The following is a 23,817-nucleotide window of genomic DNA, read 5'->3' on the forward strand; positions in this document are numbered from 1 at the left end:
GGAATGACTCAACGATCAAAATCCTGCCTAAACCCTTGTGCAAACGGGCGAGTGCGTTAGCATCCGTCCCCGAATCGGTGCGCCCGGACAATTTTCTGTTCGTAACTGTCGGTTTTCCAAGGAAAACCCGCTGTTTGCGTGCCTCACAACGCAATGGTTTTGGGGACATGATGATGAAGAAGTATCTCTCGATGCTGCTGGTCGGCGTCACGGCATGGGTTGCCGCCAGTACGGCGCAGGCCGGTGCCATCGATGACGCGGTCAAGCGCGGCACGCTGAAAGTCGGCATGGACCCGACCTACATGCCGTTCGAAATGACCAACAAGCGCGGCGAGATCATCGGCTTCGAAGTCGACATCCTCAAAGCCATGGCCAAGGCCATGGGCGTCAAACTGGAGCTGGTGTCCACCGGTTACGACGGCATCATCCCGGCCCTGCTCACCGACAAGTTCGACATGATCGGCAGCGGCATGACCCTGACCCAGGAACGCAACCTGCGCCTGAACTTCAGCGAACCGTTCATCGTGGTCGGCCAGACACTGCTGATCCGCAAGGAGCTGGAAGGCACCATCAAGTCCTACAAAGACCTGAACACCGCCGACTACCGCATCACCTCCAAGCTCGGCACCACCGGCGAGATGGTCGCCAAAAAGCTCATATCCAAAGCCAAGTACCACGGCTACGACAACGAGCAGGAAGCCGTGCTCGACGTGGTCAACGGCAAGGCCGACGCTTTCATCTACGACGCGCCGTACAACGTTGTGGCAGTGAACAAGGTCGGTGCCGGCAAACTGGTGTTCCTCGACAAGCCGTTCACCTACGAGCCTTTGGCCTTCGGTCTGAAGAAGGGTGACTACGACAGCATCAACTTCATCAACAACTTCCTGCACCAGATCCACGAAGACGGCACCTACGATCGCATCCATGACAAGTGGTTCAAAGACACCGCTTGGCTCAAGGACATGGAATAAGGCCCGGTCAGTTAGACCGCGCCGCGCCCCATCGCCAGCAGGCTGGCTCCCACAGGGATTTGTGTACGCCACAGATCCCCTGTGGGAGCCAGCCTGCTGGCGATGACGGCCATCCTGGCGACACAACTTTCGGATTTTGCTAAACCCATGAAACAGAAAAAAGCCCAATGGCCTTGGCACCTGTTAACGGTGCTGGTGCTGATCGGCCTGGCCGGCGCGTTGTACTACGCCACCTCGCTGATGTCCTACGAATGGCGCTGGAACCGCGTGCCGCAATACTTCGCCTACCACGCCGAAGAGTCCCAGCGCGCCGCCGACATCGCAACCGTCAGCGAACTGGTGCGCAAGGGTGATAAAGCCGAAGTCACCCTGCGCAACGATGCTGGCGATGAGCAACATCTGGTCGTCGACGACAACAGCCTGCAAGTCGCCCAGGGCGATGACGTGGCCGAAGGCGACGTGATTGGCGTGACCCGCCATTGGGCGGCCGGACCGCTGATGTGGGGCCTTTGGACCACCTTGTGGTTGTCCGTGGTGTCCGGCGTGCTCGGCTTGCTGATCGGCCTCGCCACGGGCCTGTGCCGTCTGTCGAACAACCCGACCTTGCGCGACCTCTCGACCATCTACGTAGAACTGGTGCGCGGCACGCCGTTGCTGGTGCAGATTTTCATCTTCTACTTCTTCATCGGCACCGTGATGAACCTGTCCCGGGAATTCGCCGGGATCGCCGCGCTGTCACTGTTCACCGGCGCTTACGTCGCCGAGATCATCCGCTCGGGCGTGCAGTCGATCGCCCGTGGGCAGAACGAAGCCGCGCGCTCCCTGGGCTTGAGCGCTGGCCAGTCGATGCGCCACGTGGTGCTGCCGCAAGCCTTGAAGCGCGTGCTGCCGCCGTTGGCCGGGCAATTTATCAGTCTGGTCAAGGACACCTCGCTGGTGTCGGTGATCGCGATTACCGAACTGCTGAAAAGCGGTCGCGAAGTCATCACCACCTCGTTCTCGCCGTTCGAAATCCTGTTCTGCGTCGCCGGGCTGTATTTGTTGATCAACCTGCCGCTGTCGAAAATCGCCAGCCGGCTTGAGCGGAGGCTCGCGCAAAGTGATTGAAGTCCGCGATCTGGTAAAAGTCTTCGACACCCGCGGCCACGTGGTGCGCGCGGTTGATAACGTCACCACGCAAGTGGCCAAGGGCGAAGTGCTGGTGGTGATCGGTCCGTCCGGTTCCGGCAAGTCGACCTTCCTGCGCTGCCTCAACGGCCTGGAAGAATTTGACTCGGGCTCGGTCAGCATCGACGGCCTGCAATTGGCCGACCCGAAAACCGACGTCAATGCCTACCGTCGTGAAGTCGGCATGGTCTTCCAGCATTTCAACCTGTTCCCGCACATGACCGTGCTGGAAAACCTCTGCCTGGCGCAGAAAGTCGTGCGCAAGCGCGGCAAGAAGGAGCGCGAGGCCAAGGCCTTGGCGTTGCTGGAGAAGGTCGGCATTGCGCAGAAGGCCAACGAGTTTCCGTCGCGTCTGTCCGGCGGTCAGCAACAGCGCGTGGCGATTGCCCGGGCGCTGGCGATGGAGCCGAAGGTCATGCTGTTTGATGAGCCGACTTCGGCGCTCGACCCGGAAATGGTCGGCGAAGTGCTGGACGTGATGAAAACCCTGGCCGTGGAAGGCATGACCATGGTGTGCGTCACTCATGAAATGGGTTTTGCGCGTGAAGTGGCGGATCGGGTGTTGTTTTTCGATCACGGCAAATTGCTGGAAGACGCCTCGCCAGCGGAATTCTTCGATGCACCGAAGGATCCGCGGGCGCAAGCTTTTTTGCGTCAGGTCCTCTAAGAGCAGCGGCCTTGGGGGCCGCTAATCGCTAGCAGGCTAGCTCCCACAGGGTTTGCTGTGGTTGCACAATGCTGTGAACCCCACAAATCCACTGTGGGAGCTAGCCTGCTAGCGATAGCATCGCCTCGGTCTCAAGCCAACCGAGGCATCCGCATCACCTCAAACCTTGAATCTGCCCACCAGCATCTGCAGATGCGTCCCCAACCGCGCCAGCTCAACGCTGGACGCCGCCGTCTCTTCACTCGCTGCCGACGTCTGCTCGGACACATCCCGTACATTCAGCACGCTACGATTGATCTCTTCGGCCACCGCGCTCTGCTGCTCGGCCGCCGCTGCAATCTGCTGGTTCATCGACTGGATCGCCGACACGGTGCGAGTAATGCTTTCCAGCGAGCCGCCCGCGCGACGGGTCAACTCCACGCTGCTGTCGGTCAGGCTGCGGCTGTTGTCCATGATGGTTGCGACTTGCTGGGTCCCGGTTTGCAGGCCGACGATCAGCTCTTCGATTTCTTCGGTGGACTTCTGGGTACGCTGAGCGAGGCTGCGGACTTCGTCGGCGACCACCGCAAAACCGCGTCCGGCTTCACCGGCACGAGCAGCTTCGATCGCGGCGTTGAGCGCCAGCAGGTTGGTTTGCTGGGCCACCGACTTGATCACGTCGAGCACGCTGCCGATCTTGTCGCTTTCGCGCTTGAGGTGGCTCATGGCTTCGGTGGAGTTGCCAACTTCCAGGGCCAGGCGTTCGATCTGGGCGATGGCTTCGCCGACCACTTTGTCACCTTCGCGGGCCTGCTGGTCGGCGGCGAGGGCGGCTTCTGAGGCTTCTTCGGCGTTGCGCGCAACTTCCTGCACGGTGGCGGTCATTTCATTCATGGCGGTGGCCACCTGGTCGGTTTCGACCTTCTGGCTGTTGACCCCGGCGCTGGTCTGCTCGGTGACCGCCGAGAGTTCTTCGGCGGCGCTGGCGATTTGCGTGACGCCGTCGCTGATGCCGCCGATCAACTCGCGCAGGCCCAGGGTCATGCTCTGCATGGCGCGCTGAAGCTGGCCGAGTTCGTCCTGGCGTTTGGAGACGAGGTTGTGGCTCAGGTCGCCGGCCGCGACGCGCTCCGCCACTTTGAGGGTCTGGCTCAGCGGGATCACGATCTGGCGGGTGATGGCCCAGGCGGCGAGGATGCCAAAGGCCAGTGCCAGAGCGGTGGCCAGCAGCAGCATATTCTTGGCTTGCGCAGCGTCTGTGTCGCGGACGATGGTTTGCGAGGCGGTCAGCTTCTTGCTGACGTTGAGCAGGATCTCGCCTTGCTCGGCCATGCGTTTGAGCGCGGCGGCGCTGGCCACCTGGGAGTCGCGGTACTGGCTGACGGCGGCGCGGTAGGCTTTCAGCGAATCGGTGGCTTGTTGCAGGTTGGCGATGTGCTGTTCCGGTAATTTGGACGGCAGGCTCTCGAGGTTTTTCAGGGCATTGTCGATGGCGTCCAGCGCGGGTTGCTCGGCTTCGGGCTTGCCGCTGTAGGTGTAGCCGCGCACCTGGAAGCGCGCTTGCTGGATCAGCTTGCTCAGCTCAATCACGCTGTTGAAGTCGGCGACGCTGTCACCCTGCAGCAAGGACTTTTCGACTTCAGCCACGCGCGCCACGGCGTTATCGGCGGTGGCGCCGAGTTTACTGCGGGCGTCTTCGCGGTTGGCGCCGGCCTGGGTCATGGCGCTGAAGGCTTGTTTGTACTGGCTGACGGCGGCGAGTTGCTGGTCGATCATCGCCACATCGGCCGGTTGGTCAATCAGCGTGCGTGCGGTTTTGAGTCCGGTGTCGAGTTGGCCGATCAGGTCGTTGACGGCCCCCGGGCCTTGTTCGCCACGGCGCATGTCGTAGTCCATTCGGGCCATGCGCAGGTCTTTGGTCAGCTCATTGAGGCTGGCAATGAACCCTAGCTTGTCGCCCCGGCTCACCACGCCACTCAGGCCGGTCCAGCCGGTGAAGGTGATCAACAACGTCAACAGCAACACCAGACCGAAGCCGACGCTCAATTTGCGGTTAACGCTGACGTTCCCCAGTTTCTCGGCTAGCCATTGGTACATGCTGCAACTCCCCAGGACCACTTGTAGGTTTTATGGGGACTGTATCGGCAGGACGCCAGGAATCTGTAGGAGCGAGCTTGCTCGCGATGGGCGTTAACGATGGCGGGGGCTGCCTGAATGCGCGCGGCGGCCTTACGTTCTTCGCGAGCAAGCTCGCTCCTACAGGGAGAGTGGGGTTAGAAGAGGCGGGCGAGCAGTGCGGTGACGGCGGTTTCGACGCGCAGGATGCGCTCGCCGAGTTGCACTGGGTGCAGGCCGGACTTGCCGAGCAGGTCGATTTCGTAAGGAATCCAGCCACCTTCGGGGCCGATGGCCAGGGTCACCGGTTCGTCCAGGCCACGAGGGCAGGGCGGGTAGTTGCCGGGGTGGCCGACGAGGCCGAGGGTGCCCTCGCTGATTGCGGGCAGACGGTCTTCAACGAACGGCTTGAAGCGCTTCTCGATGACGATTTCCGGCAGCACGCTGTCCCGGGCCTGTTCGAGGCCGAGGATCAGTTGCTCACGAATCGCCTCGGGCTCCAGGAACGGCGTTTGCCAGAAGCTCTTCTCGACGCGATAGCTGTTCACCAGAATGATTCGTGGCACACCCATGGCCGCCACGGTCTGGAACACCCTACGGAGCATTTTCGGCCGTGGCAGGGCCAACACCAGGGTCAACGGCAGCTTGGCCGGTGGTGGCTGATCAAGGGTGACGCGCAGTTCGGCTTCATCGGCGTCCAGGCGCAGCAGTTCGGCCGAGCCCATCAGCCCGCCGATACGCCCGACCCGCAGACTGTCGCCGACAACCGAACGGTGGACTTCCTGCATGTGCGTCAACCGGCGATCACGCAGGATCGCCCGGTCGGCCGCAATAAAGTCGGCCTCTTCGAGAAGCAGCAGGTTCACGGTTGAGTCGCTGGCGGCTGGTCGTTGTGATCGTCGGCCGGTTGGTCGTCAGGATGCTCGCCGCGCTTGCTGATCAGGCCGCCGAACAGGATGCCGATCTCGAACAGCAGCCACATCGGCACAGCCAGCAACGTCTGCGAGAAGATGTCCGGTGGCGTCAGGATCATCCCGACCACGAAGCAGCCGATGATCACGTACGGGCGGATTTTCCTCAGGTAAGCGACGTTGACCACGCCGATCCACACCAGCAGCACCACGGCCACCGGAATCTCGAACGCCACGCCAAAGGCGAAGAACAGCGTCATGACGAAGTCGAGGTAGCTGCTGATGTCTGTCATCATTTCCACACCGGCCGGGGTGGCGGCGGCGAAGAATTTGAAGATCAGCGGGAACACCAGGTAATAGGCGAACGCCATGCCGGTGTAGAACAGCATGATGCTGGACACTAGCAGCGGCACTGCAATGCGTTTCTCATGCTTGTACAGGCCTGGCGCGATAAAGCCCCAGATCTGATGCAGGATCACCGGGATCGCCAGGAACAGCGAGACCATCATCGTCAGCTTCAGCGGCGTCAGGAACGGTGACGACACGTCGGTGGCGATCATCGTCGCGCCCACGGGCAGGTATTGCCGCAGCGGCGTGGAGACGAAGGTGTAAATCTGCTGGGTGAAGGCAAACAACCCGGCGAAGATGATGAAGATCGCCGCTACACAACGCAGCAGGCGGGTACGCAACTCGGTGAGGTGCGAAACCAGCGGCATGTGCTGGTCGTTTTCGGGGAGATCGCTCATGAGACTCGCGGCGGCAAAGTGGTGTCGTGAGGAGCCGGCGTTGTCGGCGCGGCGGCAGGAGCAACAGGTTCTACGGTCGCGACAAGCGGTGGCGGTTCAACAGCTTTCACCGTTTCCGGCGCTGCCGCGGCAGAGGTAGCTTCTGCAATCGGAGCATGAATCGTCTGCTCCGCCACCGGTTCAACCGACTGAACCGGCGTGGCCTCCTGCTGAGTCGGCGTGAAGATCTTCCGCGCCTCCTGCTCAAGCGACAGAATGTGCTCGTTGTGCAGTTGCCGACGAATTTCGTCGGCACCGATTTCACGTTCAACTTCCTGTTTGATCGCGTTGAAGCTGCGCTTCAACCGCCCGACCCACAGGCCAGCGGTGCGCGCAGCACCCGGCAGACGCTCGGGGCCCAGCACCAGCAGGGCAACGAGGCCGACGAGCAGCAGTTCAGAGAAGCTGATACCAAACATTAGTCAGTGCTCACACGTCTTTGCGGATCGGCTCTTCGACTTTTTGCGCCTGCACGTCGATGGTGTGCGGCTGGTTCACGGACTGCGTGGTCTGTGGCTGAACCGGTGGAACCGGTTGTGCCGGGGTCACCGTTGGATCAGCCGGTTTTTCGTCATCGTTCATGGCTTTTTTGAAGCCCTTGATCGACTCGCCGACGTCGGTGCCGAGGTTTTTCAGTTTCTTGGTGCCGAACACCAGTACGACAACAACCAGGATGACGATCCAGTGTTTCCAGTCAAAAATGCCCATGTTGCTGCTCCTCTCTAATAGTTGTTCAGGCGGACGGGCGCGAGGCTTTCTCGGCGTGTCCGGACAGACCGAAGCGACGGTCCAGTTCATCGAGTACAGCCTGCGGATGCTGCCCCAGTTGGGCGAGCATGACCATGCTGTGGAACCACAAATCGGCGGTTTCGTAGATCACATCGCTGCAGTCACCGCTGATGGCGGCGTCCTTGGCGGCAATGATGGTTTCGACCGACTCTTCGCCGACTTTTTCCAGAATCTTGTTCAAGCCCTTATGGTACAGGCTGGCGACATACGAGCTGTCGGCGGCGGCGCCTTTGCGCTCTTCCAGCACCTGGGCCAGACGGGTCAGAGTGTCACTCATGTTTGTGTCCTGCGGAATAGATGGCGTGCGGATCTTTCAGGACCGGGTCGACGGTTGTCCAGTCGCCGTTCTCGAAGACGCGGTAGAAACAGCTCTGGCGGCCGGTATGGCAGGCGATGTCGCCGATCTGCTCGACCATCAGGATGATCACGTCGGCGTCGCAGTCCAGGCGCATCTCATGCAGGGTTTGCACGTGGCCGGACTCTTCGCCCTTGCGCCACAGCTTGCCACGGGAGCGTGACCAGTAAATGGCGCGGTTCTCGGCAGCGGTCAGCTGCAGTGCTTCGCGGTTCATCCAGGCCATCATCAGGACGCGCCCGGTCTTGTAGTCCTGGGCAATCGCGGGCACCAGGCCATCGGCGTCCCACTTGATTTCGTCCAGCCAGTTTTTCATCTTCGACTCCGACAGCGGGCCCGACACTTCATTAGTCGGGCAGGCGTTGAAACAGTGTGCCAGCGTGCGGGAGCTCTGGCTATCGGCGAACGACCAGATACAAACCGACGGCCACCATGATCCCGGCCGGCCAATGACCCAGTTCGTTCAGCGGCCCGCCCGCCGCGAGTATCGTGCCGCCGGCCAGGTGCGCACAACCGAGCAGCCGCAGCAGCCAGTCGTCCTTGCGCCGATGCCACGGTGGTGGCGGATCATTGGCATGCGGCTGGGACCTGCGTTCGAGCAGGTCGCGGGCCATGTTGGCCAGGTGCGGCAGTTGTTCGATCTGGCTCTGCACGTTGCCGAGCAAGGCTTTGGGGCTGACGCGCTCGCGCATCCAGCGTTCGAGGAACGGCTGGGCGGTGTTCCACAGATCGAGGTCCGGGTACAGCTGACGGCCCAGGCCTTCGATGTTTAACAGGGTTTTTTGCAGCAGAACCAACTGCGGTTGCACTTCCATGTTGAAGCGTCGAGCGGTCTGGAACAGGCGCATCAGCACCTGGCCGAAGGAAATATCTTTTAACGGTTTTTCGAAAATCGGCTCGCAAACAGTCCGAATCGCCGCTTCGAATTCGTTGAGTTTGGTTTCTGCCGGCACCCAGCCCGAATCGATGTGCAACTGCGCTACGCGGCGATAGTCACGCTTGAAGAAGGCGAACAGGTTGCGCGCCAGGTAATCCTGGTCTTCCGGGGTCAGGCTGCCGACGATGCCGCAATCGATCGCAATGTACTGCGGGCTCCACGGGTTGACGGTGCTGACGAAGATGTTGCCCGGGTGCATGTCGGCGTGGAAGAAACTGTCGCGGAACACTTGGGTGAAGAAAATCTCAACACCACGTTCGGCGAGCATTTTCATGTCGGTGCGCTGGTCGGCCAGGGTCGCGAGGTCAGTGACCTGAATCCCGTAGATACGCTCCATCACCAGCACTTTCGGCCGGCACCAGTCCCAATAGACTTGCGGTACGTAGAGCAGCTCCGAGCCCTCGAAGTTGCGCTTCAACTGGCTGGCGTTGGCGGCTTCACGCAGCAGATCGAGTTCGTCGTAGATGGTTTTTTCGTAGTCCTGGACCACGTCCACCGGGTGCAGCAGACGCGCATCGGCCGAGAGCTTTTCGGCGGCGCGGGCAAGGATGAACAGCCACGCCAGGTCCTGGGCGATGATGGGTTTCAGACCTGGACGAATCACTTTAACGACGACTTCTTCGCCGGTTTTCAATTGCGCGGCATGCACCTGTGCGACCGAGGCCGAGGCCAGTGGTTCAACGTCGAAGCGGCTGAAGACTTCGCTGATCTTTTTGCCCAGTTGCTCTTCGATCAGCTTGATCGACACTTGCGAGTCGAACGGCGGCACGCGGTCCTGCAGCTTCATCAGCTCGTCGGCAATGTCTTCCGGCAGCAGGTCGCGCCGGGTCGACAGAATCTGCCCGAACTTGATGAAAATCGGCCCCAGGTCCTGCAACGCCAGGCGCAATCGCGCGCCACGGCTCAGGTCCAGCGTTTTGCGCGGGAACCAGCGCCACGGCAAGGCGTAGCGCAGCGCCAGCAGAAACCAGGGCAGTGGCAGGGCGAACAGCAGGTCATCGAGGCGGTAGCGAATCACAACGCGCTGGATGCGCAACAAACGGCGGACGGCAAGCAGCTTCATGCGTTATCGCTTGGGTCGAGGGATCGGGAAAGGCGCTCGAAACGCGCCTCAAGACGTTCCAGATCGAGTTTGATCTGGTCCAGTTCACTGAAACGGGCTTCGGCTTCGCGCTGACCGACGAGGGTGCGCGATTCTTCGGCCAGGTATTCGCCGAGGTTCTGATTCAGGCTGGCGAACCCTTGCTGATACCAGCGAGCGCGGCTGCGCAGGTGGCCGCCGAGCAGGTGTGTGGCGACCGGCCCCAGCCAGCGCGAGAGTTCGTACTCCCAGTCCAGCTCAAGGTCCTGAAGGATCGCCGCCAGTTCCAGCAGCACGCCGCTGTCACCGTCGAGTTCGACTTCCGGGGCATGCAGGACCGACGTCTTGTCCTTGCTCATCGCCAGTTTCAACAGGCTGGAGGCCGGTGCGCGCAAGGTGCAGTCGGCGCCGGTTTCCCAGTGGGAGGCGAGCATCAGGCCTTCGTCGCTGGGCAGGATGAACACTTGCAGCGCCGGGCTGCGGCAATCGACGGCAATCACCTTGCCGCTCAAATGCGCCAGGCGCGGCAGCGCTGTGCTGTCGAGACGCAGCACCCGGTTCAGACCGAGTTCGACGCTGGCGAGCAGGCCGGCCAGCAACATCAGGGTTTGATGCCACGGTGCAGGGCGACGATGCCTGCGGTCATGTTGTGGTAGGTCACGCGGTCGAAACCGGCCTCGACCATCATCGACTTCAGGGTTTCCTGATTCGGGTGCATGCGGATCGATTCGGCCAGGTAGCGATAGCTTTCCGAGTCGTTGGTGATCAGCTTGCCCATCAGCGGCATGAAGGCGAACGAGTAGGCGTCGTAGGCTTTGGACATCAGCGCGTTGGTCGGCTTGGAGAATTCCAGCACCAGCAGGCGACCACCCGGTTTCAGCACGCGCAGCATCGAGCGCAGGGCGTCTTCTTTATGGGTGACGTTGCGCAGGCCGAAGGCGATGGTCACGCAGTCGAAATGGTTGTCCGGGAACGGCAGCTTTTCCGCATCGGCCTGGACGAACTCGACATTGCCGGCCACACCCAGGTCCAGCAGGCGATCGCGACCGACCTTGAGCATGGATTCGTTGATGTCAGCCAACACCACCTGACCAGTCGGGCCAACCAGGTGCGAGAATTTTTTGGTCAGGTCGCCGGTGCCGCCAGCGATATCCAGCACGCGGTTACCGGTGCGCACGCCCGACAGCTCGATCGCGAAACGCTTCCACAGACGGTGCATGCCGCCCGACAGGAGGTCGTTCATCAAGTCGTACTTGGCGGCTACCGAGTGGAAAACTTCAGCGACTTTTTCCGCTTTTTGGCTTTCCGGAACGTTTTTGAAACCGAAGTGAGTGGTGGGTTCGGCATCGCTGCCTTTGCGCTGATCAGTCATATCGCTGTCACCAGAAGAGAATGCGGGACATTCTAATCCCGGTGGCCTGCTTTGTCTTGGCAAGGCTGCAGGTAAGATAGGTAACCGCCGGGACGTTTTGCCGCAGCAGCGGTCAAGATGCTTCAGGAACGTATTCATAAAGCAGGAGTCATTCGATGGCCCGTATTAGTGTTGAGCGTGCCCACGGCCTGGGCAAGGAAGCGGCCCGCGAGAAGGCCGACCAGTTGGCGCAGAAACTGTCCGAGCAATATGGCCTGGAGCCGCAGTGGTCCGGCGATACCCTGAACCTCAAACGCTCCGGTGTGAAAGGCGCAGTGCAGGTCAGTGAAGATTCGATCCGCGTCGATGTGGAGTTGGGCCTGATGATGTCGGCCATGAGCGGCATGATCAAAGCGGAAATCGAGAAGGCGCTGGATAAAGCGTTGGTGTAATTCCCGATTCAATTCAAATCCCCTGTGGGAGCCAGCCTGCTGGCGATAGCGTCCTGTCAGTCAGCCTTTCTGTTACTGACACACCGCAATCGCCAGCAGGCTGGCTCCCACATTTGTTTTGTGGTGTGGCCAGAGCTTTGTGTCAGTTGTTAGGGTGCCGTTTCTAATTATTCTCACTACTTTGTGCCTGAGCCCGACACTTTCGCGGGCAGTTCCTCAAACCTTCTGCGCGTGAGGTGCACCATGGCCAAAGTTATTTTGAAGAAAAAGATCGACGCTTCGACAACCGCTCTGAGCGACGTCAAATCCTATGCCCGCAAGATCTGGCTGGCAGGCCTGGGTGCCTACGCCAAGGTCGGCCAAGAGGGTAGCGAGTACTTTCAAGAGCTCGTAAAGGCCGGTCAAACTGTTGAAAGCAAAGGCAAAAAAGCAGTTGCCGCGAAGCTTGAAGCAGCGAATGCCGAGATCGATGAAGCCAAGACTGAAGTGAGCACTTTCAAAGGCAAGGTCGAACTTCAACTCGACAAGGTCGAGAAGGCTTTTGACTCGCGTGTCGCAAGTACCTTGAATCGTATCGGCATTCCGTCTAAACATGACGTTGAGACACTCTCTGCCAAGCTCGATGAGCTGACGGCATTGCTCGAACGCGTCGCGCGTAAATCTTAAGGAGAACGGGATGGCTGGTAAAAAGACAACTGACAAAGAAGGCAGCTCGTGGATCGGGAAGGTCGAAGACTACTCCCGCAAAATCTGGCTGGCTGGTTTAGGCGTGTACTCGAAGATCGACACTGACGGCAGCAAACTCTTCGATACATTGGTTAAAGATGGCGAGAAAGCCGAGAAGCTCACCAAGAGCGCCGTGGGCAAGAAAGTTGATGCTGCCAAGGACTCTGCCTCGTCGGCCAAGTCGCGTATCACTGGCGTGAAAGATCGTGCGCTGGGCAAGTGGGATGAGCTGGAAGGTGCTTTCGACAAGCGCCTGAACAGCGCCATTTCGCGCCTGGGCGTTCCGAGCCGCAACGAAGTGAAAGCGCTGCACAGCAAGGTCGATACCCTGACCAAGCAAATCGAAAAACTCACCGGTGCCAAGGTGGCGCCTGTTGCAGCGAAAACCGCAGCGGCCAAACCGGCAGCGGCTAAACCAGCCACCAAAAGCGCTGCCAAACCACTGGCCAAGGCTGCCGCTAAACCGGCTGCCAAACCAGCGGCCAAAACCGCCGCCGCCAAACCTGCAGCAGCCAAGCCAGCGGCCAAACCGGTTGCGGCAAAAGCAGCGGCTAAACCTGCTGCCAAGCCAGCCGCTAAAACCGCAGCAGCCAAACCGGCCGCTAAACCTGCTGCAGCGAAAAAACCGGCTGTGAAAAAACCGGCAGCGCCGAAAGCCGCCGCACCAAAACCAGCAGTGGCTGCCGCCAAACCGGCAACCCCGGTAACGCCAGTCGGCACATCGAACTCTGCTGCCGCACCGACCCCTGCTGCAACCCCGACTGCCGCGCCGACTCCATCGACGCCAACCAGTCAGTCCTGATTTTCAGGGTTCAAGAAAACGCCCGGCCTGCAAAGGTCGGGCGTTTTTGTTTGTACGCGGTTCAATGAACACCGCAATCCCCTGTAGGAGCTGGCTTGCCAGCTCCTACAGAGGGTTATTCGTGTTCTTCCAGGTACTGCATCGCCATCTGCTCGGTCGCCGCCTTGATCGGCGGTAACAGGTGCGGCGCCACCAGCATCATGATCTGGTAAACCACCAACCTCACCTCGCCTTCACGATCGAGAATCCGCTGATAGTCCAGCGAGAACAGCAGCGTCATGGTGATCTGCTCCACCAGTTGCCCCAACGCCTGGGTGTCGCTGACCAATTGCCCCTGAGCCTTCAATCGCGCCAGCAACGACGCCAGCGTGCGCTTCAACGCGTTCAGCAGGTTGCGAATGCCCTTGGCCAGTTTCGGCAGGCGTCCGGCAAGGTTCGACAAATCCTGGAACAGAAACCGGTAATGGGCCAGGCGCTCGACGATCAAATGCAGGAACAGCCAGTAATCTTCCGGTGCCAGTTCCACATCGGCGGGCGGGTCGAGCAGTGGGGTCAGTTCGGCCTGGAAGCGTTCGAACAGCCCGAGAATCAGCGGCTCCTTGCCGTGGAAGTGGTAGTAGAGGTTGCCCGGGCTGATGCCCATTTCGTTGGCAACTTCCATGGTGGAGACGTTCGGTTCGCCCTTGTGATTGAACAACTGCAGGGCACATTCGAGTATCCGGTCGCGGGTTTTCATCCAGTCTTCTTAATGATCATGCCAGGCCAACCTGTGGGAGCGCAGGCTCGCTCCTACAGGGTTGGATGCGGCGTTCAAGGTTCAGCGCACACGCACGTAGGTACCGGGTGCAGCTTCCATCGGTGGATAGTTCTGGTTGCCAAGGGCCATGTGGGTTTCTTTCAGCGCGCCCGAGCGTTCCTTGATCCAGCTCATCCATTCGGTCCACCAACTGCCGTCGGTTTGCTTGGCGTCGTAATACCAGGCTCGCGGGTCGCTGCTCAGCTTGGTGCTTTCGACGTAGTTGGCTTTCGGGTTCGAGGGTGGGTTGAGAATGCTCTGCACATGCCCGCTGTTGGACAGTACGAAGCGTCGCTCGCCGCCCAGCAGCAGCGTCGAGCGATACACCGCGTCCCACGGGGTGATGTGGTCGTTGATGCCGGCCACGCTGAAGCTGTCGACCGTGACTTTCTGCAAATCGATCGGCGTGCCGCACACTTCAAGGCCGCCCGGATGACTCAACGGGTTGTGCTTGAAGAAGTCCAGCAGGTCGCCGTGCAAGGCGGCCGGCAGGCGCGTGTTGTCGTTGTTCCAGTAGAGAATGTCGAACGCCGGCGGCTCCTTGCCCAACAGGTAGTTGTTGACGAAGTAGCTCCAGATCAAATCGTTGGGGCGCATCCAGGCGAACACCTTGGCCATGTCGCGACCGTCCAGCACACCCTTCTGATAGGAGCGACGCTTGGCCGCTTCGAGGGTTTGCTCATCGGCGAAGAGCGTCGCCGGCGTGTCCATCTGACTGTCGAGCAGGCTCACCAGGTAGGTGGCGCTGGAGACGCGACGCAGTTGCCGCTTCGCCTGCAAGTGGCCCTGCAGCGCGGCAATGGTCAGCCCGCCAGCGCAGGCGCCCATCAGGTTGACCTCGCGGGCACCGGTGATCGCCCGGCAGACATTCATCGCTTCTTCCACGGCCTCAACATAGGTCGAGAGCCCCCATTCGCGATGCCGCACGTCCGGGTTGCGCCAGCTGATCATGAAGGTTTGCAGGCCGTTCTTCAGAGCGAACTGGACGAAGCTGTTGTGCGGGCTCAGGTCGAAAATGTAGTACTTGTTGATCTGTGGCGGCACCACCAGCAACGGTTTGGAATACTGCTTTTCGCTCATTGGCTTGTACTGGATCAGCTCCAGCAGCTCATTGCGAAACACCACGGAGCCGGTGGTGGTAGCGACGGTTTTGCCCACCTCGAACGCTTGCTTGGTGACCTGTCTGGGCAAGCCATCGTTGTGCAGGAAATCGTCGACCAGGTGGCTGATGCCACGCACCAGGCTGTTGCCGCCGGAGTTGAAGATTTCCTTGATCGCCAGTGGATTGAGCAGGCTGTTGGACGGCGCCATGGCGTCGTTGAGCAAGGCGAACGCGAAGTGCGCGCGGGCGCGATCGTCCGGGCTCATGTTGCTTTCGTCGATCCAGTGTTTGACCTGCTTCTGCCAGCTCAGGTAGGCCTGCAAGCTGCGGCGATAGAACGGGTTGAGGCTCCACGCCGGGTCGGCAAAACGACTGTCCTGCGGGTTGGTCGGGTGCAGGGTTTCACCCAGCAGCACGCGCCCCAGTTGACCGCCCAGCTTCAAGGCGTGTCGGGCGGTGTGCACCGGGTTGCGCAAACCATGGGCTGCCACGCTGCGCAGGGTCGAAAACAGATCCCGGCCACGCAGGCCGGTAATCGCACTCTGCGCGTTGATGAACGCGGCGGGAGTGGGCAAAAATTCCCTCGCTGGTTTTTCGCGCATGAATCAACACTCCTTCGTCTTCAGGCCAAATACAGATACACCGAACCAGAACACCATAGACGCTGTTACGGGTTGTTGCGCGGCGCGGCGTCCTGCCGAGCACTTTTCATCAACAAAAGGCCGGTTAACCGCCCAATGGCGCTGGATGCGGGTGCATCACCGCGCGCTGCCGCTCTTCCTCGAGGAATTTCATGATGATCGGTGCCACCGCTTCGGCGCGGGTAATCAGGAACAGATGCCCGTCATCGATGATGTGCAATTGGGCATTGGGAATCCGCCAGGCGAGCAAGCGCATGTTGACCAGCGGGATCAGTGGATCGTCGTCACCGGCCAGCACCAGGGTCGGCTGGTGGATCTTGTGCAGCCAGTGAATGCTGGTCCAGCCGAGGCCGGCGAACAGCTGCCAGTAGTAACCGAGCTTGCCCGCCGAGCGGACTTTCGCCGCATGGCTGGCGGCCAGGGTGGGATCGCGGCGGAACGCGCCGCCGTAGATCATCGGCGCAATGCGGATCACATGCGAGGGCTGGATATAGCGTCGCGGGCTGGCCATCATCCACAGCACTTTGGGCTTGCCCGGCACCATCACCGCGCCCGCCGCCGTGGCTGCCAGCACCAGTTTCTTGCAGCGCTCGGGATAGTCATACGCGAACTGCTGGGCGAGGGCGCCGCCCCAGGACACACCGATCACGTTGACTTGCCCGTAGTCGAGATAATCAAGCATCCGCGCCGTGAGTTTCGCCAGGCCCGGAAAACGATACGGCCGATTCGGCGTCGATGAGCCGCCGACACCGGGTACATCGAAAGCGATGACTTCCAGGTCCGGGTCCAGCGCCGCGACGAACGGAAACACCAGCTCCAGGTTGGCGCCGATGCCGTTGAAAATCAGCAAGGGCGTCAAGTGAGGCTTGCCGGGGCGTACCGCCGTGCGGAGGGTCTGGCCATCCAGGTCGACGGTACGAAAAATGAACGGTTGCGGCATGCTTCAAGCCCTGTGGGTGAATTCGTCCCCGATCCCTCTGTAGGAGCTGAGCTTGCTCGCGAAGGCGGTGGGTCAGTCAACGTTGATGTCGACTGACCCGCCGCCTTCGCGAGCACGCTCAGCTCCTACAGGAGGCGGGGTGTGTCAGTTACCGCTCGTGTACGTAGGTGCCCGGTGCCGCTTCGCCGGCTGGATAGGCCTTGCTGCCCAACGTGGTCGGGGACTTCTTCAGCTTGCCCGAACGCTCGGCCTGCCATGCCTGCCAATGCAGCCACCAGGAGTCGGTGTGCTTGGTGGAGTTTTCTTGCCAGTCCTCGGCCTTGACCGGCATTTCGGTGCTGGTCATGTAGCGCGATTTCGGATTGCCCGGCGGGTTCAGAATGCTCTGGATATGCCCGCTGCTGGACAGCACGAACTCAACCTTGCCACCGAACAGTTGCGCCGACTTGTAGCAGGACTTCCACGGGGTGATGTGGTCGTTGGTGCCGGCCAGGGAAAAGATGTCGGCCGTGACCTGTTTCAGGTCGATGGGCGTGCCGCACACTTCCAGTGCATCGGGGCGGATCAGTGGGTTGCTTTTGAACATTTCGATCAGGTCGCCGTGGAAGGCGGCGGGCAAGCGTGTGGTGTCGTTGTTCCAGAACAGGATGTCGAAAACCGGCGGCTCGTTGCCGAGCAAGTAGTTGTTGACCCAGTAGTTCCAGATCAGGTCGTTGGGGCGCATCCAGGCAAAGACTTTCGCCATGTCGCGACCTTCCAGCACACCGGCCTGGTAGGAATGGCGCTTGGCCGATTCAAGCGTCTGCTCGTCGACGAACAGGGCCACGTCGCTGTCCAGGGTGGTGTCCAGCACGCTGACCAGCAAGGTGAGGGCGTTGACCTTGTTCTCGCCGATCGCCGCGTAGTGGCCCAGCAAAGCGGTGCAGGTGATGCCGCCGGAGCAGGCGCCGAGCATGTTCACGTCTTTGCTGCCGGTGATCGCCATGACCACATCGACCGCTTCCTTGAGCGCTTCGATGTAGGTCGAAAGGCCCCACTCGCGCTGTTCCTTGGTCGGGTTGCGCCAGCTGACAATGAAGGTCTGCACGTTATTGCGCAGGCAGAAACGCGCCAGGCTCTTGTCCGGGCTCAGGTCGAATACGTAGAACTTGTTGATCTGCGGCGGCACCACCAGCAGTGGGCGCTCGTGCACCTGCTCGGTGCTCGGCCGGTACTGGATCAGCTCCAGCACATCGTTGCGGAACACCACGGCGCCTTCGGTCACGCCCAGGCTCTTGCCCACCTCGAACGCGCCCATGTTGACCTGGCTCGGCATGCCGCCGTTGTGCACCAGATCCTTGGCCAGATGCGAGAGGCCATCGAGCAGGCTTTTGCCGCCGGTTTCAAAGAAGCGTTTGACCGCCGCCGGGTTGGCCGCACTGTTGGTCGGCGCCATGGCTTCGGTCATGAGGTTGATCACAAAATGCCCGCGACTGACATCCTTGGGCGGCAGATTACTGTCGTCGATCCAGTCGTGGAGCTCCTTGCGCCACGCCAGGTAAGTTTGCAAATAACGTTTGTAGAGCGGGTTCTGGCTCCAGGCCGGATCGGCAAAACGACGGTCATCGCTTGTCGGTTGCAGCTCGGATTTCCCGAACAACACATTCTTCAGTTCAAGCCCGAAATGAGCGACATGCTTGGCGCTGTGAATCGGTTGCCTGATGGCCTGCCTCAGCACCATACGAGCGGAAGCCAGTAGATCTTTTCCACGCAGCCCAACGACAGGATTCAGCCCCAAAGTGTTTTCCGAGGCTTGATACTTCAAGTCATCGTTATTCTTGTTACTCATCTACGACGCTCCATTGTCCTGAGACGAGTACCGGGTCCAACTGTGCAGTCACACAGCCAAGGCCAGGTACTACTACTCGGGTGACCGTTAATTCTGCATCGCTGCTTTTCATCGCAGAGAGCACTGCAGGGAACTTGCCAGTTCCATTGGTTACCCGAGTTTAATTTTTTTCGCAAGCAGGCCAATCAACGGCCCTGAAGCGGAGCATTCAAACAGATGGAATTAGAAAATGCCCTCTAATGAGCAAGAGGGCTGAATTAGAGCATCAGCTTGACGACTGATTCGTTCGGATCGCGGGTTTTTCCGGCGGCTTTGAGCTCGGCAAGATAATCGTTCCAGAGGTCCTCTTGGCGCACGCCCAACTGGTACAGATATTCCCAGGTGAACAGGCCGCTGTCGTGGCCGTCGTCGAAGGTCAACTTCAGAGCGTACTGACCGGCCGGTTCGACCTTGGTCAGGCCTACGCCGATCTTGCCAAATTGCAGGATAGGTTTGCCGTGGCCCTGGACCTCGGCGGAAGGAGAGTGCACCCGCAGGAACTCGGCGGGCAGATGATGTTCTTCGCCGGACGCGTATTTCAGCGACAGGGTTTTCGAGGCTTTGTGCAGTTTGATGTCGGTGGGAATCATAGAAAGGGCCTTGGGCGGCAAGCTACAAGCTACAAGCTTAACGCGATCAGCTTGACGCTTGTAGCTTGCAACTTGAGGCTCTACAGAATGTAGCGCGACAGGTCTTCGTTCTGCGCCAATTCGCCGAGGTGGCTGTTGACGTAGTCGGCGTCGATCAGGATTGCCTTTTCGTCGTGCGCGCTGGCCAGGTCACCGGCACTGAACGACACCTCTTCGAGCAGGCGCTCAAGCAAGGTGTGCAGGCGACGGGCACCGATGTTCTCGGTCTTCTCGTTGACCTGCCAGGCGATCTCGGCAATGCGCTTGATCCCATCCGGCTGGAACTCGATGGTCAAGCCTTCGGTTTTCAGCAGGGCGCAATACTGTTCGGTGAGCGACGCGTGCGGCTCGCTGAGAATGCGCTCGAAGTCTTCCGGCGTCAGGGCCTTCAGCTCGACACGAATCGGCAGGCGACCTTGCAGCTCAGGCACCAGGTCGCTCGGCTTGCTCAGGTGGAACGCGCCGGAGGCGATGAACAGGATGTGGTCGGTCTTGACCATGCCCAGCTTGGTGTTGACGGTGCAGCCTTCGATCAGCGGCAGCAAGTCGCGCTGCACGCCTTCGCGGGACACGTCGACGCCGCCGGAATTGCCGCGCTTGGCGACCTTGTCGATTTCGTCGATGAACACGATACCGTGCTGCTCGACGGCTTCCAGGGCCTTGGCTTTCAACTCTTCATCGTTGACCAGGCGGCTCGCTTCCTCATCGCGGACCAGCTTCAGCGCTTCCTTGACCTTGAGCTTGCGGCTCTTGCGCTTGCCCTTGCCCATGTTGGCGAACAGGCTCTGCAACTGGTTGGTCATTTCTTCCATGCCCGGTGGCGCGGAGATATCGACGCCGGCCACGTCGGCGACTTCGATTTCGATCTCCTTGTCATCCAGCTGACCTTCGCGCAGGCGCTTGCGGAACAACTGGCGGGTGTTGGAATCGGCCGACGGGGCGTCTTCGTTGGTGAAGCCCATGCGTGCCGGTGGCAGCAAGGCGTCGAGGATGCGCTCTTCGGCGGCGTCTTCGGCGCGGTGGCGAACCTTGGTTATTTCCTGTTCGCGCAGCAACTTGATGGCGGCGTCGGCGAGGTCACGAATGATCGATTCGACGTCGCGGCCAACGTAGCCGACTTCGGTGAACTTGGTCGCTTCGACTTTGATGAACGGTGCATTGGCCAGTTTGGCCAGGCGACGGGCGATTTCGGTTTTACCGACACCGGTCGGGCCGATCATCAGGATGTTCTTGGGCGTGACTTCAACGCGCAGTTCTTCGGGCAGTTGCATCCGGCGCCAGCGGTTACGCAGCGCGATGGCGACGGCGCGCTTGGCATCGTCCTGGCCGATGATATGGCGATTGAGTTCGTGGACGATTTCACGGGGAGTCATGGACATAGTAATTGGCGGTCCTCAGGTAAAAGTGAGCCGTGGCGTGGTGGCCAAATCAGGCTTACTCGGCGAGGTCCTGCTCCTCAATGGTGAAGGTGTGGTTGGTGAATACGCAGATGTCGCCGGCGATGCCGAGGGCGGTTTCGACGATTTCGCGGGCCGACAGATCGGTTTTCTTCAGCAGGGCGCTGGCGGCGGCCTGGGCATAACCGCCACCGGAACCCATGGCGATCAGCCCTTCTTCGGGTTCGACCACGTCGCCGTTGCCGGTGATGATCAGGGAAGCGTCTTTGTTGGCGACCGCGAGCATGGCTTCGAGGCGGCTGAGGGAGCGGTCGGTGCGCCATTCTTTGGCGAGTTCGACGGCGGCGCGCACCAGGTGGCCCTGATGTTTCTCAAGCTGGCCTTCGAAACGCTCGAAGAGGGTGAAGGCGTCAGCGGTGGCCCCGGCAAAACCGGCGATCACCTGGCCGTGGTACAGGCGGCGAACTTTCTTCGCGTTGCCTTTCATCACGGTATTGCCGAGAGAAACCTGGCCGTCGCCGCCCATGACGACTTTGCCGTGGCGGCGAACTGAAACGATGGTGGTCAAGGGAGAGTCTCCACGCAGCGGGGCGAAAATGCCTTATGCCCACTCATATGGGGGTGGTGGAGCGTATTTCAACTGCGGGAGTTGGCGGGGGACGAGCGGTGTTGGGCGGGAGGGGTTGTGTTGTGTGTTCTGGCGCCTTCGCGGGCAAGCCTCGCTCCTACAGGAAATGCACCGTTCGCCGCATGCGTGGACGACACTAACCTGTAGGAGCGAGGCTTGCCCGCGAAGAACGATAGCGCGGTCCTTCTGACGAAATCAGCGGCTCTGGCGTTGTTGTAACAACAGGTTGCTGAACCCACTGCCGGCCAGTTGTTTCTGGGCGGTGGTCAGCTGTTCACGATTGCTGAACGGACCGACCAATACCCGATACCAGGTTTCATCTTTAACCGTGCCGGATTCAACCGCCACGGCTTGCCCCAGAAGAATGATCTGCGCACGCACCTTGTCCGCGTCAGCCTCTTTGCGGAACGATCCGGCCTGCAGGAAGAACTTGGTCACTGGCGCCGCTTTGGACACCGGTGGCGCTGGTGGCGGAGTAATCCCGGCCAGCGCTGCCTGCGCCCGCGCCGTGTCGATCTTCGCCGCTTGCTCTGGCGTTACCGGCGTGGTCGGAATCGCCGGCACTTGCGGCGTTGGCAGGGTTTTCTCCGGCACGGCATCCGGCGGCACGATGACTTCCGATTCCGGCAGCAAGGTGTAGAAGTCGTACTTCGGCTTCACCGGTTGTGTCGGGCTCGGCGGGGTCTTGTTGGCCTCGGCGATCTTGGCTTTCTGCTGCTCGATCTTCTCGCGCTTGACGCTCTCGCTACCCTTGCCCGGCTCCAGCTTCATCAGGAACACGATGAACGCACCGACCGTCAGGCCGATGGCCATCCATAGCCAACCCGGGATCGGTTGTTTTGCCGGAGCGGTGTAACGACTGGCGCCACGCTTGGGTGCAGGTTTCTTCTTGGCAGCCAACTTACATACGCTCCAGAGTTTCCAGACCCAAGAGTTCCAGGCCTTGCTTGAGAGTGCGGCCGGTCAGCGCGGCGAGGCGCAGGCGGCTCTGCATTTGCGCCGGGGTGTCGGCGCTGAGGATCGGGCAGTTCTCGTAGAAACTCGAGAACAGCCCGGCCACATCGTACAGGTAGGTGCACAGCGTGTGCGGCGTGCCTTTGTCACAAACGTTGTTCAGCACTTCGCCGAACTGCGCGAGCTTGGCGGCCAGTTCATGTTCGTGCGCGGCTTCGAGGACGATCTGACCGTCGACTTCGCTGAAGTCCTTGCCCAGTTTGCGGAACACGCCGGCCACGCGGGTGTAGGCGTACAGCAGGTACGGCGCGGTGTTGCCTTCGAAGTTCAGCATCAGGTCAAAGTTGAAGCTGTAGTCGCTGGTGCGGTGCTTCGACAGGTCGGCGTATTTCACCGCGCCGATGCCCACGACCTTGGCGATGTTGCGCAACTCGGCTTCGGCCAGCTCCGGGTTCTTGTCCTTCACCAGGGTGTAGGCGCGTTCCTGAGCTTCGGTCAGCAGATCGATCAGCTTCACGGTGCCGCCATCGCGGGTCTTGAACGGACGGCCATCGGCGCCGTTCATGGTGCCGAAGCCCATGTGCTCCATTTCCATCGGATGGGTTACGAAGCCGGCCTTGCGCGCCACGGCGAACACTTGCTGGAAGTGCAGGGCCTGGCGCTGGTCGACGAAGTACAACGCGCGATCAGCCTTCAACACGCCGCTGCGGTAGCGCACGGCCGCCAGGTCGGTGGTGGCGTAGAGGTAGCCGCCATCAGCCTTGACGATGATTACCGGCAGCGGGTCGCCGTCGGCGTTCTTGAATTCGTCGAGGAACACGCACTGGGCGCCGTTGCTCTCGACCAGCAGGCCAGCGGCCTTGAGGTCGTTGACCACGTTGATCAGGTCGTCGTTGTAGGCGCTTTCGCCCATCACGTCGGCCATGGTCAGTTTGACGTTCAGCAGTTCGTAGATTTTCTGGCAGTGGGACAGCGAGATGTCCTTGAACTTGGTCCACAGCGCCAGGCAATCCGGGTCGCCGGCTTGCAGCTTGACCACCAGGCCACGGGCGCGGTCAGCGAACTCTTCGGACTCGTCGAAGCGTTGCTTGGCGGCGCGGTAGAAGTTTTCCAGGTCCGACAGCTCGTCGCTGGTGATCGGGTTTTCCTGGAGGTACGCCATCAGCATACCGAACTGGGTGCCCCAGTCGCCGACGTGGTTCTGGCGGATCACGGTGTCGCCGAGGAATTCCAGGACCCGCGCCACGCCGTCGCCGATGATGGTCGAGCGCAAGTGGCCGACGTGCATCTCTTTGGCCAGGTTCGGCGCGGACAGGTCGACCACGGTGCGCTGCAGCGGGCCGGCCTTGCGCACGCCGATATGGTCATCGGCCAGGGCGGCGTCCAGGCGTGAAGCCAGGGCCTGGGTGTTCTGGAAGAAGTTCAGGAAGCCAGGGCCGGCGATTTCGGTCTTGGTGATGTTTTCGTCAGCCGGCAGCGCGGCAATGATTTTCTCGGCCAGGTCGCGTGGCTTCATGCCCGCAGGCTTGGCCAGCATCATCGCGATGTTGCTGGCGAAGTCGCCGTTCTTCTTGTCGCGGGAGTTTTCCACCTGGATCGCCGGCGACAGGCCTTCAGGCAACACACCTTCGTTGACGAGTTGGGTGATGGCTTGTTGGATCAGCTGGCGAATGGTGTCTTTCATGGTCTTCTCTTTCGACCGCAAGCGCGGCGGCGCTTCAATGCGCTGGTGGAAAAACTGGGCATTATCCGTTGCGAAGGCGGGCTTGCCAACT

25 protein-coding genes and 1 pseudogene are annotated in these 23,817 nt (G+C 60.7%); 6 read left to right on the forward strand and 20 right to left on the reverse strand.

What is annotated here, in order from left to right; translation table 11 throughout:
* Window positions 1-173: 173 nt before the first annotated feature.
* From ACA057_RS01800 to ACA057_RS01810, 3 genes are all read left to right on the forward strand, one after another.
* Entirely contained in the window at window positions 174-971 is a 798-nt protein-coding gene (locus ACA057_RS01800) for a transporter substrate-binding domain-containing protein (RefSeq protein WP_497345492.1), read from the forward strand.
* A 147-nt stretch (window positions 972-1,118) separates the two neighbouring features.
* Complete coding sequence (locus tag ACA057_RS01805) at window positions 1,119-2,078, forward strand: amino acid ABC transporter permease (protein WP_497345493.1); 960 nt, start codon at window positions 1,119-1,121, stop codon at window positions 2,076-2,078.
* Complete coding sequence (locus tag ACA057_RS01810) at window positions 2,071-2,805, forward strand: amino acid ABC transporter ATP-binding protein (protein WP_059406451.1); 735 nt, start codon at window positions 2,071-2,073, stop codon at window positions 2,803-2,805. Before ACA057_RS01805 ends, ACA057_RS01810 begins: the two co-directional genes overlap by 8 nt.
* Window positions 2,806-2,964: 159 nt before the next feature.
* Here the strand turns inward: ACA057_RS01810 and ACA057_RS01815 are convergent, their stop codons facing one another.
* From ACA057_RS01815 to ubiE, 11 genes and pseudogenes are all read right to left on the reverse strand, one after another.
* Window positions 2,965-3,837, reverse strand: coding sequence for a methyl-accepting chemotaxis protein (locus ACA057_RS01815; protein WP_401359632.1), 873 nt, complete (start codon window positions 3,835-3,837; stop codon window positions 2,965-2,967).
* Window positions 3,823-4,881, reverse strand: a pseudogene (locus ACA057_RS01820) (methyl-accepting chemotaxis protein); the annotation flags it as partial. The pseudogene ACA057_RS01820 and the gene ACA057_RS01815, both read right to left, overlap by 15 nt.
* Before the next feature lie 176 nt (window positions 4,882-5,057).
* Window positions 5,058-5,765 (reverse strand): 16S rRNA (uracil(1498)-N(3))-methyltransferase, encoded by a 708-nt coding sequence (locus ACA057_RS01825; RefSeq protein WP_497345495.1) that lies wholly within the window; start codon window positions 5,763-5,765, stop codon window positions 5,058-5,060.
* Window positions 5,762-6,556: a twin-arginine translocase subunit TatC gene (tatC, locus tag ACA057_RS01830; RefSeq protein WP_095127518.1), complete on the reverse strand. Its 795-nt coding sequence runs from the start codon at window positions 6,554-6,556 to the stop codon at window positions 5,762-5,764. The genes ACA057_RS01825 and tatC overlap by 4 nt, the downstream gene beginning before the upstream one ends.
* Window positions 6,553-7,014, reverse strand: a complete 462-nt coding sequence (gene tatB / locus ACA057_RS01835; protein WP_497345498.1) for a Sec-independent protein translocase protein TatB — start codon at window positions 7,012-7,014, stop codon at window positions 6,553-6,555. The genes tatC and tatB overlap by 4 nt, the downstream gene beginning before the upstream one ends.
* A 10-nt stretch (window positions 7,015-7,024) precedes the next feature.
* Window positions 7,025-7,303, reverse strand: a complete 279-nt coding sequence (locus tag ACA057_RS01840) for a twin-arginine translocase TatA/TatE family subunit (protein ID WP_010464483.1) — start codon at window positions 7,301-7,303, stop codon at window positions 7,025-7,027.
* A 25-nt stretch (window positions 7,304-7,328) separates the two neighbouring features.
* Window positions 7,329-7,661: a phosphoribosyl-ATP diphosphatase gene (locus ACA057_RS01845; RefSeq protein ID WP_007899279.1), complete on the reverse strand. Its 333-nt coding sequence runs from the start codon at window positions 7,659-7,661 to the stop codon at window positions 7,329-7,331.
* Window positions 7,654-8,055, reverse strand: a complete 402-nt coding sequence (hisI, locus tag ACA057_RS01850) for a phosphoribosyl-AMP cyclohydrolase (protein WP_497345500.1) — start codon at window positions 8,053-8,055, stop codon at window positions 7,654-7,656. Before hisI ends, ACA057_RS01845 begins: the two co-directional genes overlap by 8 nt.
* Before the next feature lie 79 nt (window positions 8,056-8,134).
* On the reverse strand, window positions 8,135-9,739 hold the full coding sequence (ubiB, locus tag ACA057_RS01855) for a ubiquinone biosynthesis regulatory protein kinase UbiB (protein WP_497345502.1): 1,605 nt from the start codon (window positions 9,737-9,739) through the stop codon (window positions 8,135-8,137).
* Window positions 9,736-10,359 (reverse strand): ubiquinone biosynthesis accessory factor UbiJ, encoded by a 624-nt coding sequence (locus tag ACA057_RS01860; RefSeq protein WP_497345504.1) that lies wholly within the window; start codon window positions 10,357-10,359, stop codon window positions 9,736-9,738. The genes ubiB and ACA057_RS01860 overlap by 4 nt, the downstream gene beginning before the upstream one ends.
* Window positions 10,359-11,129 (reverse strand): bifunctional demethylmenaquinone methyltransferase/2-methoxy-6-polyprenyl-1,4-benzoquinol methylase UbiE, encoded by a 771-nt coding sequence (gene ubiE / locus ACA057_RS01865; protein WP_007948968.1) that lies wholly within the window; start codon window positions 11,127-11,129, stop codon window positions 10,359-10,361. The genes ACA057_RS01860 and ubiE overlap by 1 nt, the downstream gene beginning before the upstream one ends.
* Before the next feature lie 155 nt (window positions 11,130-11,284).
* Here ubiE and ACA057_RS01870 point away from each other — a divergent pair, with 155 nt between their 5' ends.
* From ACA057_RS01870 to ACA057_RS01880, 3 genes are all read left to right on the forward strand, one after another.
* Window positions 11,285-11,560 carry a polyhydroxyalkanoic acid system family protein gene (locus ACA057_RS01870; protein ID WP_059406459.1) on the forward strand — a complete coding sequence of 92 codons (276 nt, stop codon included), beginning with the start codon at window positions 11,285-11,287 and terminating at the stop codon, window positions 11,558-11,560.
* Between the two features lie 243 nt (window positions 11,561-11,803).
* Window positions 11,804-12,226, forward strand: a complete 423-nt coding sequence (locus ACA057_RS01875) for a phasin family protein (protein WP_401359472.1) — start codon at window positions 11,804-11,806, stop codon at window positions 12,224-12,226.
* Between the two features lie 10 nt (window positions 12,227-12,236).
* Window positions 12,237-13,088, forward strand: a complete 852-nt coding sequence (locus tag ACA057_RS01880; protein WP_497345506.1) for a phasin family protein — start codon at window positions 12,237-12,239, stop codon at window positions 13,086-13,088.
* 115 nt (window positions 13,089-13,203) lie between these two features.
* Here the strand turns inward: ACA057_RS01880 and ACA057_RS01885 are convergent, their stop codons facing one another.
* From ACA057_RS01885 to argS, 9 genes are all read right to left on the reverse strand, one after another.
* On the reverse strand, window positions 13,204-13,824 hold the full coding sequence (locus tag ACA057_RS01885; protein WP_497345508.1) for a TetR/AcrR family transcriptional regulator: 621 nt from the start codon (window positions 13,822-13,824) through the stop codon (window positions 13,204-13,206).
* An 81-nt stretch (window positions 13,825-13,905) separates the two neighbouring features.
* Window positions 13,906-15,588 carry a class II poly(R)-hydroxyalkanoic acid synthase gene (phaC, locus tag ACA057_RS01890; RefSeq protein WP_401359480.1) on the reverse strand — a complete coding sequence of 561 codons (1,683 nt, stop codon included), beginning with the start codon at window positions 15,586-15,588 and terminating at the stop codon, window positions 13,906-13,908.
* Between the two features lie 124 nt (window positions 15,589-15,712).
* Window positions 15,713-16,567: a poly(3-hydroxyalkanoate) depolymerase gene (gene phaZ, locus ACA057_RS01895; RefSeq protein ID WP_059406464.1), complete on the reverse strand. Its 855-nt coding sequence runs from the start codon at window positions 16,565-16,567 to the stop codon at window positions 15,713-15,715.
* Window positions 16,568-16,715: 148 nt separating this feature from the next.
* Entirely contained in the window at window positions 16,716-18,395 is a 1,680-nt protein-coding gene (phaC, locus tag ACA057_RS01900; RefSeq protein WP_497345511.1) for a class II poly(R)-hydroxyalkanoic acid synthase, read from the reverse strand.
* 257 nt (window positions 18,396-18,652) lie between these two features.
* Window positions 18,653-19,024: a gamma-butyrobetaine hydroxylase family protein gene (locus tag ACA057_RS01905; RefSeq protein WP_008041869.1), complete on the reverse strand. Its 372-nt coding sequence runs from the start codon at window positions 19,022-19,024 to the stop codon at window positions 18,653-18,655.
* A gap of 80 nt (window positions 19,025-19,104) precedes the next feature.
* Window positions 19,105-20,442, reverse strand: coding sequence for an ATP-dependent protease ATPase subunit HslU (gene hslU, locus ACA057_RS01910; RefSeq protein ID WP_497345514.1), 1,338 nt, complete (start codon window positions 20,440-20,442; stop codon window positions 19,105-19,107).
* A gap of 55 nt (window positions 20,443-20,497) precedes the next feature.
* The gene (hslV, locus tag ACA057_RS01915) at window positions 20,498-21,028 is read right to left on the reverse strand and encodes an ATP-dependent protease subunit HslV (protein ID WP_007899242.1); all 531 of its coding nucleotides are present in this window, start codon (window positions 21,026-21,028) and stop codon (window positions 20,498-20,500) included.
* Window positions 21,029-21,283: 255 nt separating this feature from the next.
* Entirely contained in the window at window positions 21,284-21,988 is a 705-nt protein-coding gene (locus tag ACA057_RS01920) for an SPOR domain-containing protein (protein WP_401359490.1), read from the reverse strand.
* A gap of 1 nt (window position 21,989) precedes the next feature.
* Window positions 21,990-23,726, reverse strand: a complete 1,737-nt coding sequence (gene argS / locus ACA057_RS01925) for an arginine--tRNA ligase (protein WP_497345516.1) — start codon at window positions 23,724-23,726, stop codon at window positions 21,990-21,992.
* Window positions 23,727-23,817 lie beyond the last annotated feature (91 nt).

The organism is Pseudomonas sp. LBUM1661, from assembly GCF_059695925.1.